We start from the raw sequence: 17555 nt of genomic DNA on the forward strand, positions 1-17555 counted from the left end.
TAGGAATTATTGAAATGAAATTCATTTACAGTTTATTCCTACGCTGTTATTTTGCATTTAAATCCATTCAATTTGAAAAAGAGGAAGATAGAGTTGGCGGTTATCTCCGATGTCCATTTGGGTACATATGGTTGTCACGCTGATGAACTTATTGCCTACTTGAACAGCATAGAGCCCAAAAAATTGGTACTCAACGGCGATATCATTGATATTTGGCAATTTAGCAAACGGTATTTTCCCGCTTCTCATCTCAAAGTGCTCAAGAAACTAATTGGAATGGCCTCAAAAGGTACTGAGGTTTTCTATATCACTGGAAATCATGATGAAATGCTTAGGAAGTTCAGTGATGCTTCAATGGGAAATTTTAAAGTAGCGAACAAATTGGTATTGAATTTAGACGGAAAAAAAGCCTGGATTTTCCATGGGGATGTTTTTGACATATCAATTCAAAATGCAAAATGGTTGGCCAAGCTTGGTGGCTATGGATATGACGTGCTCATCATGCTCAACAATTTTGTGAACTGGTGTCTTGTGAAAACCGGAAGGGAAAAATACTCGCTCTCCAAACGCATTAAAAATGGCGTGAAAGGTGCTGTCAAATATATCAATGACTTTGAAAAGACTGCTGCAGAACTAGCCATCGAAAATGGATATGACTATGTGGTTTGTGGACATATCCATCAGCCAAAAAAGGAACATTTTGAAAACAAAAATGGAAAATGTCTCTATTTAAATTCTGGGGATTGGGTAGAAAACCTGACTGCTTTGGAGTATTCATTCAAGAGATGGCGAATTTACCATTACAATCATGATAAGCTTTCTCCATTTTTTGTCGATGAGGACTTAAAAGAAATGGACATGAATGAGCTAATTGCCTCGATAACGGATAAAGAAGTTGATGCGGAAAAGGTTAATCTTGAAAAAACCGAAGATGAAAATCTAGGTAATTTGGGCAACCAAGGCCTCGCGCAAGATTGATGCCGGGTGCTTCGCTTTTCTTCCCGTCCCATCAAAAATCTGATGTCGGCAACTCGTGCCATTGGCCGCAATTATTACATCTTCTTCTGATTTTCTAACTGCCGGAAACAATTTGAGTTCTCCCACCTGCATACTGGTTTCATAATGTTCCTTTTCGTACCCAAAAGAACCGGCCATGCCACAGCATCCTGAAGGAATGATGGAAACTTTGTAATTTTTCGGAAGATTGAGCACATCAAAGGTGATTTTTTGATTGGACAGCGCCTTTTGATGACAATGGTTATGTATTTTCACTACCCTTTCCTCTTGGGTAAAGGTCTCGGAAGACAGCTTACCATTGCCGATTTCCTCGGATAAGAACTCCTCGAGCAAATAGGTGTTGGCATTTAATTTTTCCAATGCCTTTTCATCGTGATAAAGTCTCTTGTACTCATCGCGAAATGTCAACACCGAAGAAGGTTCCAAACCTACGATAGGGAGGTCTTCCCCCAAAATTGAAGCTAACTTTACCATGTTTTTTGCAACCAACTTTTTTGCTTGTTTTAGGTAGCCTTTGGAGAGATAGGTTCGGCCACTTTCTGCAAAAAATAGGCGCACTTCATAACCTAAGCCACATAATAGCGCAATGGCATCCTTACCCACCTCAACATCTAAAAAACGGGTGAATTCATCAATATATAGCACCACTTTTTGCCGCTTTATTGAAGATTTTGATTGGTGCCTTCCCAAAAATTTTTCAAAATTGAAGCGATACACTTTGGGCAAACTCCGTTGTTCCGCGACACCCGAGCCGCGTTTTAACAATCCCCCAAGGGTCTTTGATTCGTAAATGGCATTGGTCAAGGGAGCTACAAGGCTGCCTAAGGCATTTAGTTTGGAATTATGGGCGAAAAGCTTGCTGCGCAAAGAATATCCGTTCGCTTCTTGATATTGAAATTGAAATTCCGCTTTTAGTGTGGCCACATCCACATTGCTGGGACATTCACTAGCGCAGGCTTTACAACTTAAACAGAGATCAAACACCTCTTTGAGTTCCTTATGATCAAAGTTATTGTTCTTATCAGAATTCGTCAAAAACTCTCTTAACGCATTAGCCCTGGCCCTTGTTGTATCCTTTTCATTTTTGGTGGCTTGATAGCTTGGACACATGCCTCCACTCATATGATGGCTCTTCCTGCAATCCCCACTGCCATTACACTTTTCAGCGGCTTTAAGGATGCCCTCGCTGTCGGAAAAATCCATAAGCGTGCTTACCTCCGGTTCTGAGCGATCTATCTCATAACGTAGGGACTCATCCATGGGAAAGGCTTCTACAATTTTACCTGGGTTAAAGACATTTTTGGGATCAAAAGCAGACTTTATTTGTTTTAACAGTTCATAGTTTTTATCCCCAATCATCAAAGGAATAAACTCAGCCCTTACAATACCATCACCATGTTCTCCGCTAAAACTTCCTTTGTATTTTTTGGTCAATTGGGCCACTTCGGTGGTAATGGACCTAAAAAGCGTGACATCTTTCGATTTTTTTAGATTAAGAATAGGCCTTAGATGGAGTTCCCCAGCACCTGCATGGGCATAGTAAACGGCTTCTTGCCCATACCCCCTCATAATCTCGGTGAATTCTCCAATGAAATCCTTAAGGTCATTCAAGGCCACTGCAGTATCCTCGATACAAGCAACTGCCTTTCTATCACCGACCATATTTCCCAGCAAACCAAGACCGGCTTTTCTCAACTCTAGAGCCTTATTGATATCGGATTCATAAAGCACCGGGCTCGCATAGCTCAACCCCGATTTTTTGATGGTCGATAGAAGTTCACTAATTTGCTTATCTAGGTTTTCTTTCGATTGCGCTTTTACCTCCAGCATTAAAATCCCGGCAGGGTCACCTTCCACAAAAAAACGATTTTCAAGCTGTGATCTATTATTTTTGGTACAGTCCAAAATAACCTTGTCCATCATCTCACAGGTATGTAGATTATGCTCCATAACCGGAGCAACGTCTGCAAGACAATCTTCCAATGTGTGGTAGTGGGTGCAGACCATGGCAGCCATGGTCGGGGGCAAATCATCCAACTGAAGGGTGATTTCTGTGGTGAAGGCCAAGGTTCCTTCACTGCCTGCAAGTAGCTTACATAAATTGATTCCGTCCGTATTGCCTCCAAATACATTGCTCTTCAAAAGCTCGTCTACGGCATATCCGGTATTTCTTCGGTGTATCTCTGGTTTTGGGAATTCCTCAACAATACTTTTTTGAACCTCATCCTTCGAAAGCTCACCCAATAAGAAGTTGTAAATCCCAGCTTCCAAGGTACTTTCATTAGTTTTAGCTGCCAGTTCGTTTTTTGAAAGATTGGAGAAATATGCTTCGCTTCCATCCGAAAGAACACATTGTAAAGCCACTACTTTATCACGGGTTACGCCATATTGGATTGAGGTCGTACCTGACGAATTATTGCCGACCATCCCGCCTATCATGCAACGATTTGCCGTAGAGGTGTTAGGTCCAAAAAAGAGTCTATGGGGCTTTAGGTATTGATTGAGTTCATCACGAACGACCCCAGGTTGCACCCGAATTTGCTTTTTGTCCACGTCCAAGTCTATGATCTTGGTAAAATGTTTGGAGACATCCACTATGATACCATCGCCTACACATTGTCCCGCCAGTGAAGTTCCAGCGGTTCTTGGAATTAGTCCCACACCATTTTCATTGGCCGCTTTCACCAGAGATTTAATGTCCCCTACGGTTTTAGGGTATGCCACGGCCATGGGCAGCTTTCGGTAGACCGAAGCATCCGTTGCGTAAAGCGCTTTAATTAAATCATCGAACAGCAATTCACCTTCAAGGTTTTTTTCAAGGGTTGCTAAGAAAGAATTATCCAAACTGGAACAATTTTTGGTGGAGTAACTGAGTTTTAAACTAAATAGTTTACAAAACTATTTCAAATTTTCAACTAAAGGAGAAACATATGAAGATTACCACATTATTTACCGCACTTTTTTTATTCGTAACGATTGGAGGTTACGCTCAAGACGTTTCTGAACATGCGCTCGGACTTCGTCTTGGCGACAGTGACGGCTTTGGAGCCGAAATTTCTTATCAAAAATCGATTGGACGCTACAACCGCGCGGAGTTCAATTTGGGCTGGAGGGACAGTCGCGAGTTTGATGCCTTTAAGCTTACAGGGGTCTACCAATGGGTACATCATATTGAGGGGAACTTCAATTGGTATTATGGCGTTGGTGGCGGACTTGGTAGTGTCGAGTTTGAACCTGTTCCAAATGGGGAGGATAATGATGGACTTTTTGTTTTTGCCGCCGGAGACATAGGGGTAGAATACAATTTCGACATTCCCCTGTTGCTATCCCTAGACTTTCGCCCCGAAATAGGCCTTTTGGGGTATGACGGCTTTGATGACGGCTTCGATTTTGACATTGCCCTAGGTATCCGCTATCAATTTTGATAGCTTGCTATTTTCGATGACCGTAACTGTGCTTGTTTTTTTTTGCCACAACTAATGAATACCTTAGCGGCTTAAACGAATGTAGAATGAAAAACATAGTAGCAATCACCCTAATCATGCTGGTCTTGGCTTCATGCAGTTCTAAGCCTGAAGGATTTGTGATCAACGCCAAAGTAAGTGGTGAATTGGAAAATGGAACGAAAGTTTTCTTGAAAACCACTGATTCATTAAATCAATTGGTAGATGTGGACACCACAACCGTGGAAAATGGTCTTTTCAGTTTTAATGGGGACCAACAGCAACCCAAGCTTTATTATATCTTTTTGGAATCCAACCGAGGGAACATTCCCGTTTTTATTGAAAATGGAGAAATTGGGTTAAAATTCCAGAAAGACAGTTTAAATTATGCCGAACTTAAAGGAACACCACAGAATGAAATTTTTATGAATTTCTTAGGTGAATCCCGAAAAATGGCGGACCGTGCACGGTCCATGCAACGTGATCTGCGAGATGCTTCCCAGCAACGAGATACCGCAACAGTGACCTCACTTCGGGAAGAGTATTTGGAGCTGCAGGATGAAGTGAAGACTTATAATATTGATTTTGCCAAGGAGAACCCAAATGCTTTGATTTCGGTATTGATCATTGGGAACCTCATGCAAAGTAAGGCCATTCCAACCGAAGAGGTTGAAAAAATGTACGAGGCCTTAACCCCAGAGATGAAGGCGTCCGAACCTGGAGAAACCCTTAAGAAGCAACTTGACAAGTCAAAGGTCACCGACATTGGTGGGGTGGCCCCTGAGTTTTCCGCTCCAACTCCAGAGGGAGACATCTTAGCATTGAGCGATGTAAAAGGGAAGGTTACTTTGGTGGACTTTTGGGCTGCCTGGTGCAGACCTTGCCGTGCCGAAAACCCCAATATTGTTTCCGTTTACAATAAGTATCACGAAAAAGGACTAAACGTCATAGGCGTTTCCTTGGATACCCGAGCCGAAGATTGGACACGGGCCATAGAAGCGGACGGATTGGCGTGGAACCACATCAGTAACTTGAAACGATTTCAAGATCCGATTGCGCAATTGTATAACATCAATGCCATTCCTGCCGCATTCTTATTGGATGAAAACGGTGTGATTGTGGCCAAAAATTTACGTGGTGCTGCTTTAGAACAAAAAGTCGCAGAACTTTTAAACTAAAAAATCAAAAATTTCTAACAAGGCCCAGGGTAGTCCTCTGGGCCTTTTTTATTTATATTTTTCCGGTTTTCTCCAAAATGAACAGAATTACAATAGGAATGGCCAATACTACGACAATAAAAGTTTCATTCACAAACAAGTCAGGTTTAAAAAGCAATGTCATCACATAGCCACCTACGGCTCCTCCGAAATGGGCAGTGTGCCCAATATTCCCTAATCGGCTCTTCATCCCATAAATGGAATACAGCAAATACGCAATACCCAAAACATAGGCGGGAATCGGAATCGGAATGAACATGATTCCCAATTGCATATCGGGTCTTAACAAAATGGCCGCATACAAAATTCCTGTAACAGCACCACTTGCGCCAACAGCACTGTAGTAAGGCTCATTTTTATGAAAGAAAAGGGCCAACAAACTCCCTCCTATCAAGCTGATAAAATAAATGATGACAAACTTACTTGCGCCAAACCACTGAATAACCACATTGGCAAAGAAGAAAAGGGTAAACATATTGAAAAACAGATGGGAAATATCAACATGTAAAAATCCGGAGGTAACCGTTCGTTCCCGTTGTCCGGCCTGTATTCCCCCAATACTAAATTTATATCTCTCAAAGAAAGTGGTATCGCTGAAACCTCTAAGGGTCACAAGAACGTTTGCAGCGATTATGGCGATGGTCACCAAATGCAAATTGTACATATACCGTAAGGTTTGGGTTCAAATATAGCTATATTTGACCACAAGAAATTTCGATGCAGTTGCTTGTTTATCTCATTGCCTACCCCCTGCTCTGGTTGGTTTCCAGACTTCCTTTTAAAATTATCTATCTCATTTCGGATGGGGTGTATTTCTTGCTATACCATGTCGTTGGCTATCGTAAAAAAGTAGTGCGACAAAACTTGGAGCTTGTATTTCCTGAGAAATCCATGGAAGAGCGTCTTCAAATTGAAAAGAAGTTCTATGCCCACATGTGCGATATGTTTCTGGAGATGATCAAAACGATGGGTATCTCCAACAAACAATTGCAGAAAAGATTCGTTTTTACCCAGCTTGAGGTGCTACACCAATTGGAGGCAAAAAACAAGAGTGTCATGCTGATGTTTCCCCATTATGGCAGCTGGGAGTGGGTGATTGCCTTGGATGCCCATATACAATCCAAAGGATATGCCATCTATCAAAAGATTGGCAATAAGTACTTTGATAAGTTGGTACGAGACATAAGACAAAAGTTTGGAACGACCTTGATAACGACGAAAGATACCAAGGACATCGTTTCCAGCAACAAGATGAACGGGCAGCTTAGCATGTATGGGATTTTGAGCGACCAATCGCCCATGGTCAAAAAGGCTCTTTTGTGGGCTCCTTTTATGGGGATTACCGTTCCCGTCCATACAGGGGCAGAGTTCCTTTGCCGAAAGTTGGATTTGCCAGCAGTCTATCTTAAAGTGACCAAACTGAAAAGAGGCCACTATCAAGGTTCTTTCCATTTGCTTACTGACAATCCAAGGGAGCAGAGTGAATTTGAACTTACTAAAGCTTTCCTAAAAAATGTGGAGTCTTCCATAAGGGAAGCTCCTGAATATTATTTTTGGACCCATAAACGCTGGAAACACAGAGATAAAGTACCAGAAGCATTCAAACATGTCCAAAACTCCCAAACAAAACCGTAAACGGTTTAAGAAACGGCACATTCTCTTGACCTTGGGGTTTGGATATTTGCTATTTGCCAATTCATGCATGACCATGCGCACCTCTGCCAAGAACACCAAAGCTTTTTTCGGACAATACGAGGTTGCGTATGAGGATAAAACGGAAGTTATCCTTGATAGGGAAGTTCATTACATTCAAACAGGAAAAGAAGACGGTCACAATCTAGTCTTTTTACATGGGTCACCCGGTAGTTGGGATGCGTACAAGAATTATTTAACAGACTCTACCCTATTGTCCAGGTATAGAATCATAGCGCCCGATCGTCCAGGGTTTGGAAAAAGTGGTTTTCGGAAAAGTAGCTCGCTACGAGAGCAGTCCATGTTGCTAAACCAACTATTGGAGCGTTTGGACAACGGCCAACCCACCACTCTTATAGGCCATTCATACGGAGGGCCCTTGATTGTTCAAATGGCTGTGGACAGGCCTGAGCTATATCAAAATCTCGTTATTTTGGCCGGTGCTTTGGACCCTGCGGCCGAAAAGCCTGAAAAATGGCGGAAACCCTTGACCTGGATTCCTTTGAAATATTTGGTTCCCGGTGCTTTAAAACCTTCCAACGATGAACTTTGGTTTTTGAAGAATGACCTAAAGGAATTGGAACCCCGATTAAGTCAAATCCGTCAACGGACACTGATCATACATGGTAAAAAAGACAAACTGGTTCCCTACCAAAACGTTGATTTTATGAAGAGTCGTTTTTCCCAAGTGGACAGCTTGAAAATAGTTCCCTTGGAAAATGAAAACCATTTTATCGTTTGGACCCAAGAACAGCTTATCAAAGCGTCTTTGTTGAACTGGGTCAGTGAATAGTTTCTTCTCACCGCAACAGAAAACCTATTCTTTTCTTAAAGTCTTCCTGGTTTGTATTTAGTTTCATAAATTTTATGTGCTAAAAATCAAAAAATGAAACAGTTATTCACATTCACATTGGTATTGTTCTGCAGTATTTCTTTCGGGCAGCGGCAAAAAACCGAGGTCCCTGAAGCACTACTTGAGGCCATCAAAACAGATGTATGGACCCCTTTCATGGAAGCTTATGATGAGTTGGACCCGCAAAAGCTTAAGTCTTTTCATTCTGACGATATTATAAGGATTTCCATTAATCAAAATGACATACGATCTGGCCAAACCTATTTGGAAAGCTTTGGTGGTTTCCTTGTTGGCGTCAAAGAGCGAGGGGCCAAAGTTCGAATTGCCTTCGCCATTTTATCCACGGCTATTGATTCATCCGGAGAAATGGCATATCAAACCGGATACTATAGATTTAGCTCAAAACGGGCCGGAGAATCTGATTTTGTGCATCGAGGTTATGGCTATTTCAATGTCGGACTTAAAAAAGTAGATGGCCAATGGAAAATCTGGTTGGATTCTGATAAAAGAGCTGACATAACGGATGAGGATTTTGCCAACCATGAGCTAGTCTACGAATTGTAGACTAATCGATTCCAGCTACTTCCTTGATTTCAGAAATAATTTTGTCCGCTAAACCGTCTGCTTCTGCTTGACTTTTTGCTTCGGTATAGATTCGAATGATAGGTTCGGTGTTCGACTTTCTTAAGTGTACCCAATTATCCGGGAAATCTATCTTGACCCCATCAATGGTCGAGACCTGTTCATTCGCATATTTTTGATGCATGGCATCCAACAAAGCATCCACATTTAAATCTGGCGTCAATTGTATTTTCTTTTTGCTCATAAAGTAACTGGGATAGCTTGCCCTTAAATCAGCAACCGTGCCTCCACGTTCTGCCATAAGCATCAAAAAAAGTGCAGTTCCCACAAGAGAATCCCGACCGTAATGACTTTTAGGATATATGATTCCGCCATTTCCTTCACCTCCTATTATGGCGTTGGTAGCCTTCATTTTGGTCACCACGTTCACCTCACCTACAGCCGCAGCCTCATAACTGCCCCCATGCTTTTCTGTGATATCCCGTAGGGCCCGTGAGGACGAAAGATTGGAAACCGTATTGCCCGGGGTTTTACCCAACACATAGTCAGCACAGGCGACTAACGTATATTCTTCACCAAACATCTCACCATCATTGCTAATAAACGCAAGGCGGTCAACATCTGGGTCGACCACAATGCCAAAGTCAGCTCTCTCTTTTACCACAAGCTCACAAATATCTTGCAGATGCTCCTTTAAGGGTTCGGGATTATGAGGAAAATGACCCGTAGGGTCACAATACAATTTTATGACCTCTACCCCCAGTGCTTCCAAAAGCTTGGGTATGGCAATACCCCCTGTTGAGTTCACGCCGTCTACTACCACCTTAAAACCCGCTTTTTTGATAACGTCCTTATCCACAAGGGGAAGTTTTAATACTTCATCAACATGAACATCGATATAAGTGTCGTTTTTTATCACTTTTCCCAAATCGTCCACTTGGGCAAAATCAAATTCATCACTTTCAGCGATTTCCAAAATCTTCTTTCCCTGTTCTCCATCCAAAAACTCACCTTTTTCATTCAATAACTTCAAAGCGTTCCATTGTTTTGGATTGTGGCTCGCTGTCAGAATAATTCCACCGTCAGCTTTTTCCAGCGGTACGGCGATTTCAACCGTGGGAGTTGTAGAAAGTCCTAAATCAATGACATCGATTCCCAAACCAACGATGGTAGAAACCACCAAATTCTGAATCATTTCACCCGATAGCCGAGCATCCCTTCCGATAACAACTTTTAGATTTTCTTTTCCTGAATAGGACTTGAGCCATGTACCATAAGCCGCTGCAAACTTAACAGCATCTATAGGGGTAAGATTTTCACCAGTGTTACCTCCGATAGTTCCACGGATTCCTGAAATGGATTTGATCAGTGTCATGTAAATTCTAATTTTGTGCAAATATAATGGCATGGTACCTATTCCATGTTTTGAATTCGTAAATTTCGTGACGGAAACAGAATTTTATCCATGAACTTCTTGGCGCACATTTATTTGTCCTTTGGAGACAAGGAAATAACCCTTGGCAATTTTTTTGCCGATCATATTCGTGGCAACAAGTTCAAACACTTTCCAGATAAAATTCAGAAGGGCATTTTGCTCCATCGCGAAATTGATACGTTTACGGATTCCCATCCCATTGCCAAGCAAAGCAGCAAAAGGCTCCATAAAAATTATAGCCATTACAGCAGAGTGATTGTAGATATATTTTATGACCATTTTCTGGCCAAAAACTGGGAAGATTATTCTGAAACTCCGCTCGAGGAATTCGTTGATGGATTCTATGATTTGCTGGAAGAAAACTACGATATCCTTCCACGGGGCACGCAACGCATGCTTCCCTATATGATTGCTGATAACTGGCTTGTCAACTACGCCAACCTTGAAGGAATTTCCCGAGTTTTGAACGGAATGAACCGAAGGACCCAGAATAAATCCAAAATGAATTATGCCATTTTAGATTTGGAGGAACATTATGAAGCATTTGAAAAAGAGTTCAAAGAATTTTTTGAAGAATTGATTACCTTTTCGCGGCAAAAATTTGACTCCCTATGCGAAAACTAATTCTATTTCTCCCCTTCCTACTTTTTATTCATTGCAAAAAACAACCCGCTCCCCCGACTGGTCTCGTCACTGAGAAGGCCATGGTGGTTTCCGCCCGGGTGGAAGCGTCCCGAATAGGCTCAGAAATCATGGAAAAAGGAGGCAATGCCTTCGATGCCATGGTCGCCACGGAAATGGCGCTCGCCGTAGCCTATCCTTTCGCAGGAAATTTAGGAGGTGGCGGTTTTATGGTTTATCGGAAGCAAAACGGTGAAATTGGAGGATTGGATTATCGTGAGAAAGCCCCCTTGTCTGCCCACAAGGATATGTATCTTGATTCATTGGGTAATGTGGTTCCAGATATGAGCACGGTTGGCGCAACTGCTGTTGGTGTGCCGGGTACTGTGGCCGGCGTTATCGAAGTACATGAAAAATTTGGGTCGTTGCCCCTTTCGGACATCCTTACCCCTGTAATAGAATTGGCCAAAAGAGGCGTAATTGTAACAGAGAAGCAGGAAAAACGATTGGAGAATTACAAAGAACGGTTTGTAAAGGTAAACGGCGATAGCACAAAGTTTGCTTCAAATTTCAAAGCTGGTGACACCATAAAATACCCCGAACTGGCGGCCACACTCCAAAAAATCATGGAACAAGGAAGGGACGGATTTTATAAGGGCGAAGTGGCCCAAAAACTGGCAGATTTTATTCAAGAAAAGGGCGGGTTTATTACGGAAGAAGACTTGGAAAGGTACGAAGCCAAGTGGCGTCAGCCTGTTGTTTTCAATTATAAGGACATCAAAATAATTTCAATGAGCCCACCCAGTAGCGGAGGTGTGACCATGAATCAGATTTTTAAAATGATGGAACCTTATAAAGTTTCCAGATACGGCCATAATTCGGCTAAATCCATTCAATTGTTTACGGAGGCGTCACGGCGTGCCTATGCAGACAGGAACTACTTTTTGGGTGATCCAGATTTTGTTGACATTCCATTGGATGTGCTATTGAGCGATGCCTATCTCACCGAACGAATGGCAGATTTTTCCTTTGATAAGGCCACCCTCTCCTCAGCAGTTTCCCATGGGGAGGTAGAAATCGTGGAGAGCAGCGAAACCACCCATTATTCCATTGTGGATGCTTCGGGCAACGCCATTTCAGCAACGACAACACTAAATGGCGGTTATGGCTCTAAGCTCTACGCTACGGAATTGGGCTTTTTTCTCAACAATGAAATGGACGATTTCAGTTCCAAACCGGGAGTGCCCAATATGTTCGGACTTATTGGTGCAGAAGCCAACAGTATTGCCGCAGAAAAGCGAATGCTGAGCAGCATGACACCCACTATTGTAGAAAAGGATGGGGAACTTTATATGGTTGTTGGCACCCCTGGCGGTTCTACCATTATCACGGCAGTGGCACAAACGATTTTAAATGTTTACGAGTTCAATTTTAGTATGCAAGACGCCGTAAATGCTCCGAGATTTCATCATCAATGGCTTCCTGATGTAATTACTTTTGAAGAAGAAGGGTTTACCGAAGACCTATTGACCGAATTGAAGGAAAAGGGTTATCGAATCTACGCGGGTCGCAATAGAATCATTGGCAAGGTAGACGCCGTACGTGTTTTATCCGATGGGAAATTGGAAGGTGGTGCCGACAAAAGAGGAGATGATACCGCCGTTGGATTTTAAAAAGAAACTGTCAATGGCCTACGACCTTGTTATTCTTACCGAACCCAGATATCTAAATCCAAAGGAAAGTAATCCTTACGTGGATAATGTTATTTTGGAGGATACATTAGTTCGCGAAGCCCTGGAAAAATTGGGTTTGAAAGTGACCCGAAAATCGTGGGATGATAACGTTTTCGATTGGACTTCCTCCAAACATGCCCTTTTTCGAGCGACGTGGGATTACTTTGACCGCTATGACGAATTTTTCAAATGGTTTCAAAAGGCAAAATCCCAGACCAACTTTATTAATTCCGCTGAATTAATTTCTTGGAATATTGACAAGCATTATTTAAGGGATTTGGAAAATAAGGGCGTACGAATCCCAACGACCATGTATGTGGAACCTAGCACCCAAACTACTTTGGAAAGATCCATCCATGATGCCAAAACCAATCTAGGATTCAAAACCGAAGAGTTGGTGCTAAAACCTTGTATTGCGGGTGCAGCCCGACATACGTATAAGTTTAATGTTTCCGAATGGACAAAATACGAGAACATTTTTCAGGAATTGATTTCCAATGAGGCCATGATGCTACAGGAATTTCAGAAAAATATTGTGGACGAAGGTGAAATCTCAATGATGGTATTTGATGGAAAATTCACCCACGCCGTTCTGAAGATTGCCAAGGCCGGGGATTTTCGCGTACAAGATGACTATGGGGGAACGGTGCATTCCTATCTGCCCTCCGCAGAAGAAATCGCTTTTGCCGAAAAGGTGGTCAAAGCCTGCTCCGAAATGCCTTTGTACGCAAGAGTAGATATTTTTAAGGATAATGATGGACACTGGGCACTAGCAGAGTTGGAAATCTTTGAGCCCGAGCTTTGGTTCAGACTTCATCCGGAAGCGGCCAAAGTTTTAGCAGAGTCCATTTATTCAAAAATGATGCATGAAAAGGCTTTTTAAAGTTTTAGGAATCGTCATAGGGATTGGCCTGCTTGTTTTAATCATCTCACTTTTTGCCATTCATGAACCTTTGCCCCAGGCCCAAACAGGAAGAGAGGCAGATGTACTGGCAGAGAAGATGTTGGAGGCCTTAAACTACAAAACCTATGAGGAAACCCGTTTTTTGGAATGGTCCTATCGAAATGGAGCCAATCAATACAAATGGGATAAGGAGCTAGGGAAAGTCGAGGTAGAATGGGGTGACAACCATGTAAAACTGGACGTGGTACATTTGGAGAAAAGTTTGGCATACAAAAATGGTAAAAGCCTAGCTTTTGATGAGAAGGAAAAACTGGTTGATAAGGCCTTAAAAAACTTCAATAATGATTCGTTCTGGCTGGTAGCCCCCTATAAGGTTTTTGATCTGGGCACAGAGCGTTCCATTGTAACATTGCCAGATGGAACTGAAGCGCTATTGGTCACCTATACTTCGGGTGGGACTACTCCTGGAGATAGTTATCTTTGGTTGTTGAATGAGAATGCTTTTCCAAGAGCATTTAAAATGTGGGTCAACATTATACCGATTGGCGGCCTTGAGGCTTCATGGGATGACTGGATCGTTACCCAAAGTGGTGCCTTTCTCCCAAAATCGCACGCCTTGGGCCCGGTTAACTTAAGCATGGGAAACGTAAAAGCATACAATACAAAATGAAAATAGTTTTAGTAGGTGGACATGGCACCATTGGAAAAAAAGTTGCTGCAAGGCTTTCAGAAAAAGCACAAGTACTAGTGGCTGGGCGACAAAAGGGTGATGTCTTGGTGGACATTTCCGATAGCACTTCCATTACAAAAATGTTTGATGAAATAGGAGAAGTTGATGCCATTGTTTGCACCGCGGGGGAAGCTAAATGGGCTCCTTTTGACGATTTGACCGAAGAAGACTTCTATATCGGCATCAAGAGCAAACTAATGGGGCAAGTCAATTTGGTACGCCTTGGGCAGAAGAATCTGAAAGATGGTGGCTCTTTCACGCTAACCACCGGAATTTTGGCCGATGACCCTGTTCTTCAGACAACCAGCGCGGCTATGGTGAACGGTGCCCTTCACAGTTTTGTGTTGGCTGCTGCCCTAGAATTGAAAAAGGGGCATCGCATTAATGTTGTCGCATCAGGACTGGTGGAAGATGCTTACGAACGCTACAAAGATTATTTCCCAGGGCACAATCCTATCCCTATGACCAAAATGGCTAACGCTTATATCCGAAGTGTTTTCGGAAAAGGGAATGGGGAAATCATTCGCCTATACGACTGAACCCACCCTAGTTTGATTTAGTTAGACGAATCGGTACGCCTTAAGTCTACAATAAATCAAAAAGTTATAAGAAACTTTAGTGGAGTGACTTGTATCATATAGATGTGTAGAAAGGAGAAATACCTTTGTACTCTAAATGTGAAGTCATGAAAAATTTTATGCTTTTTTTATTCTTAGTTGCCTTGGCAGGCCCTTTAACCACCTTGAATGCCCAAAAAGGAATGGGTGAATCTGAAGGTATTGCAAAAACTGGAGAGATTCCAGAAATGCAGACCATTTCAGGTCTTGTTACCGAAATTAAGAAAGGACCTTGTACCTATACGGTTGGAAAATCTGTTTCAGGTACACATCTTATGGTCCAAACAGAGGATGATGTGGTTTTGAACATTCATCTGGGGCCTACTGCCAAAATATTTGACTTTATTGAAGACGCAAAAGGTCATCACTTGGAAGCTATCGTGTTCACAACGGAAAAACTACCTGAAAATCATTTCATTGCCAAGGAAGTGACATATAATGAAAATAAATTGGTGCTACGGAATGGATATCTAAAACCATTTTGGGCTCACAAAAAAGGTAGAGAATACTGGAAGTGAAACGTCAAGAACTGTTTCTCCTTCTCAAAAGAATGGGGTAGAATCAATTCTTTACTTGGCCCACCTGTCTCTTTAACTCTTCCATCGATTGCTGTAGTTGCCTTAGCAGTCCTGTTTCGGTATTGGCATCCACATTAAAGGTCAATTTACTGCTCACTTCCCAAATTTCCTGAATTTGAAATGGTTTGATATCGTAAGGTGGATAGGATTCATTCAAGGAAACCAAAGTAATATTATTTGAATTCGGCCTTTTCTCAATCTTTTTGACCATGACAGAATCCTGCAATACCACCACATACATTTTATTGGCACTTACATGATCAATGTGCTCAATAGCCCTTGCCAATACCCATTCACCAGGTCTTAAGTTGGGCAACATACTATCCCCTTCTACTTGAAAACCGCGATAGGTAGCGTTTCGAAACTCTGGAATTGGTAAATCAAAAGCAGGGAGTTGTTGGTACCAACTGGTGTCTTGAATATTCTGTGGATATCCCGCGGCCGCTTTTGCATTCACAAGTACCATGTTATCCCTATCTGCAGAATCTACGGTAACAACCTTGGGAATAACATTGGTATGGGAAGTCTCCAAATACTTTTCCTCACTTTCTCCAAAAAGCCAAAGGGGATTTATCTTGAACTGCTTCAAGAGCTCAGCCACAACCTTACCGGATAATTTGGTCCGTCCTCTTTCAATATCAGCAGTGGTACTGGATATTCCCAGTAATTTGGCAAACTCAGCTTGGGTATGCCCCAGCTCTCGACGAATATCCGTAAACCGTTTTAAAGTGATTTCATTTTCCATAGATACTTCTAGGTTGAGTTATTTCAAATATAGGTAATTTGGATTATTTCCAAAAATATTTTGGATTATTTCCATAATTAGGAATATTTCCATAATTTTGGATTAATTACAACCTCTGCTATGAATTTTGAAAGAATCCGTGAAAAATTGAACATCTTGGCCGATGCAGCAAAATATGATGTTTCCTGTGCCAGTAGTGGCAGTAACCGTTCGAACAAAAACAAAGGCTTGGGAAACAGTACAAGCATGGGTATTTGTCATAGCTACACAGAAGATGGGCGTTGTATATCCCTTCTCAAAATCCTATTGACCAACCATTGCATTTATGATTGTGCTTACTGCGTTACCCGAAAGAGCAATGATGTTAAAAGGGCTGCTTTTAAGATTCAGGAGGTGGTGGACCTTACCATTAATTTTTACCGAAGAAATTATATTGAGGGCCTTTTTTTGAGTTCGGGCATTTTCAAAAATCCGGATTATACCATGGAGCGGTTGATTGCAGTGGCAAAAAAGCTGAGGGAAGAAGAGAATTTTAATGGCTACATCCATTTAAAGTCTATACCGGGCGCTAGTGACGAACTTATGTACGAAGCTGGTCTTTACGCGGATCGGCTTTCTGTGAATATTGAAGTTCCTACCGTTTCAGGTTTGAAACTTTTGGCTCCTGATAAAAAACATGAGGACTTTACAAATCCCATGTTGAAGGTCAAAAATGAATTGATTCGCTATAAAAACGAACACAAGGTTATCAAAAGCACACCAAAGTACGCCCCTGCCGGACAGAGCACCCAAATGATTGTGGGAGCAACCAACGAGACAGATAAGGATGTAATGTATTCTGCTACCTACTACTATAAAGAGTATCATATGAAACGGGTTTATTACTCAGGATATGTTCCCGTGGCCGAAGACCACCGTTTACCCTCCATAGGTTCACAAGTACCCATGCTAAGGGAGAATCGCCTTTATCAAACAGATTGGTTGCTACGTTTTTACGGTTTTGCGGTAAATGAGATTCTAAATGACAATCATCCAAATTTAGACGTGGACATCGACCCAAAACTCTCTTGGGCTTTGCGAAACCTCCATTTATTCCCAGTGAATATCAACAAAGCGGAGAAGCGAATGCTAGCTCGTATCCCAGGTTTCGGTATGCTTTCCGTCGAAAAAATCATAAAGGCTAGAAAGTTTCGAAAATTGAACTGGGACCACCTGAAAAAAATTGGGGTAGCACTCAATCGTGCCAAATATTTCATTGTCTGCGATTCCCGTCAATGGGAAAAACGTGATTTGGAAGCGGAAAGAATAAAGGGCCTAATTCTTCAAAATTCAAATGGAAAGTTTAGGTCCCAGTATAGTAATCAATTGCAACTGTTCAATTGAAAAAA

General features: G+C 42.0%; 17 protein-coding genes. 13 read left to right on the forward strand and 4 right to left on the reverse strand.

Translation table 11 applies throughout. The annotated features are described in order from the left end of the window. Positions 1-72 precede the first annotated feature (72 nt). The gene (locus EW142_RS03650) at positions 73-978 is read left to right on the forward strand and encodes a UDP-2,3-diacylglucosamine diphosphatase (protein ID WP_130609788.1); all 906 of its coding nucleotides are present in this window, start codon (positions 73-75) and stop codon (positions 976-978) included. Here EW142_RS03650 and EW142_RS03655 read toward each other — a convergent pair. Continuing rightward, positions 940-3861 (reverse strand): FAD-binding and (Fe-S)-binding domain-containing protein, encoded by a 2922-nt coding sequence (locus EW142_RS03655; RefSeq protein WP_130609791.1) that lies wholly within the window; start codon positions 3859-3861, stop codon positions 940-942. The two genes, EW142_RS03650 and EW142_RS03655, sit on opposite strands and share 39 nt — an antisense overlap. A gap of 86 nt (positions 3862-3947) precedes the next feature. Here EW142_RS03655 and EW142_RS03660 point away from each other — a divergent pair, with 86 nt between their 5' ends. Next, positions 3948-4442, forward strand: coding sequence for a hypothetical protein (locus EW142_RS03660; protein WP_130609793.1), 495 nt, complete (start codon positions 3948-3950; stop codon positions 4440-4442). 86 nt (positions 4443-4528) lie between these two features. Next, the gene (locus EW142_RS03665; RefSeq protein WP_130609796.1) at positions 4529-5638 is read left to right on the forward strand and encodes a TlpA disulfide reductase family protein; all 1110 of its coding nucleotides are present in this window, start codon (positions 4529-4531) and stop codon (positions 5636-5638) included. 52 nt (positions 5639-5690) lie between these two features. On the opposite strand, the gene EW142_RS03670 is transcribed toward EW142_RS03665, so the two are convergent. Next, positions 5691-6341, reverse strand: a complete 651-nt coding sequence (locus tag EW142_RS03670; protein WP_130609798.1) for a rhomboid family intramembrane serine protease — start codon at positions 6339-6341, stop codon at positions 5691-5693. Positions 6342-6394: 53 nt separating this feature from the next. On the opposite strand from EW142_RS03670, the gene EW142_RS03675 reads away from it, so the two are divergent. From EW142_RS03675 to EW142_RS03685, 3 genes are all read left to right on the forward strand, one after another. Continuing rightward, entirely contained in the window at positions 6395-7312 is a 918-nt protein-coding gene (locus EW142_RS03675; RefSeq protein WP_130609801.1) for a lysophospholipid acyltransferase family protein, read from the forward strand. Next, positions 7284-8162, forward strand: coding sequence for an alpha/beta fold hydrolase (locus EW142_RS03680; RefSeq protein WP_130609804.1), 879 nt, complete (start codon positions 7284-7286; stop codon positions 8160-8162). The genes EW142_RS03675 and EW142_RS03680 overlap by 29 nt, the downstream gene beginning before the upstream one ends. A 93-nt stretch (positions 8163-8255) precedes the next feature. Then, complete coding sequence (locus tag EW142_RS03685) at positions 8256-8786, forward strand: YybH family protein (RefSeq protein WP_130609807.1); 531 nt, start codon at positions 8256-8258, stop codon at positions 8784-8786. Position 8787: 1 nt separating this feature from the next. Here EW142_RS03685 and glmM read toward each other — a convergent pair whose 3' ends face one another. After that, positions 8788-10179 (reverse strand): phosphoglucosamine mutase, encoded by a 1392-nt coding sequence (glmM, locus tag EW142_RS03690; protein WP_130609810.1) that lies wholly within the window; start codon positions 10177-10179, stop codon positions 8788-8790. A gap of 90 nt (positions 10180-10269) precedes the next feature. On the opposite strand from glmM, the gene EW142_RS03695 reads away from it, so the two are divergent. From EW142_RS03695 to EW142_RS03720, 6 genes are all read left to right on the forward strand, one after another. Next, on the forward strand, positions 10270-10863 hold the full coding sequence (locus EW142_RS03695) for an acyl carrier protein phosphodiesterase (protein WP_130609812.1): 594 nt from the start codon (positions 10270-10272) through the stop codon (positions 10861-10863). After that, positions 10851-12533 (forward strand): gamma-glutamyltransferase, encoded by a 1683-nt coding sequence (gene ggt, locus EW142_RS03700; RefSeq protein ID WP_130609815.1) that lies wholly within the window; start codon positions 10851-10853, stop codon positions 12531-12533. Before EW142_RS03695 ends, ggt begins: the two co-directional genes overlap by 13 nt. Before the next feature lie 13 nt (positions 12534-12546). Next, positions 12547-13476 carry an ATP-grasp domain-containing protein gene (locus tag EW142_RS03705; protein WP_130609817.1) on the forward strand — a complete coding sequence of 310 codons (930 nt, stop codon included), beginning with the start codon at positions 12547-12549 and terminating at the stop codon, positions 13474-13476. Beyond that, positions 13460-14167: a hypothetical protein gene (locus EW142_RS03710; RefSeq protein ID WP_130609820.1), complete on the forward strand. Its 708-nt coding sequence runs from the start codon at positions 13460-13462 to the stop codon at positions 14165-14167. Before EW142_RS03705 ends, EW142_RS03710 begins: the two co-directional genes overlap by 17 nt. Further along, complete coding sequence (locus EW142_RS03715) at positions 14164-14766, forward strand: short chain dehydrogenase (RefSeq protein ID WP_130609823.1); 603 nt, start codon at positions 14164-14166, stop codon at positions 14764-14766. Before EW142_RS03710 ends, EW142_RS03715 begins: the two co-directional genes overlap by 4 nt. 146 nt (positions 14767-14912) lie before the next feature. Further along, complete coding sequence (locus tag EW142_RS03720) at positions 14913-15362, forward strand: hypothetical protein (protein WP_130609826.1); 450 nt, start codon at positions 14913-14915, stop codon at positions 15360-15362. A 43-nt stretch (positions 15363-15405) separates the two neighbouring features. On the opposite strand, the gene EW142_RS03725 is transcribed toward EW142_RS03720, so the two are convergent. After that, on the reverse strand, positions 15406-16167 hold the full coding sequence (locus EW142_RS03725; protein WP_130609828.1) for an XRE family transcriptional regulator: 762 nt from the start codon (positions 16165-16167) through the stop codon (positions 15406-15408). Between the two features lie 120 nt (positions 16168-16287). Between EW142_RS03725 and EW142_RS03730 the strand changes: the two genes are divergently transcribed. Beyond that, positions 16288-17550: a putative DNA modification/repair radical SAM protein gene (locus EW142_RS03730; RefSeq protein ID WP_130609831.1), complete on the forward strand. Its 1263-nt coding sequence runs from the start codon at positions 16288-16290 to the stop codon at positions 17548-17550. The last annotated feature ends 5 nt before the right edge of the window (positions 17551-17555 follow it).

The organism is Flagellimonas allohymeniacidonis, assembly GCF_004296335.1.
GTDB classification, from domain to species: domain Bacteria; phylum Bacteroidota; class Bacteroidia; order Flavobacteriales; family Flavobacteriaceae; genus Flagellimonas; species Flagellimonas allohymeniacidonis.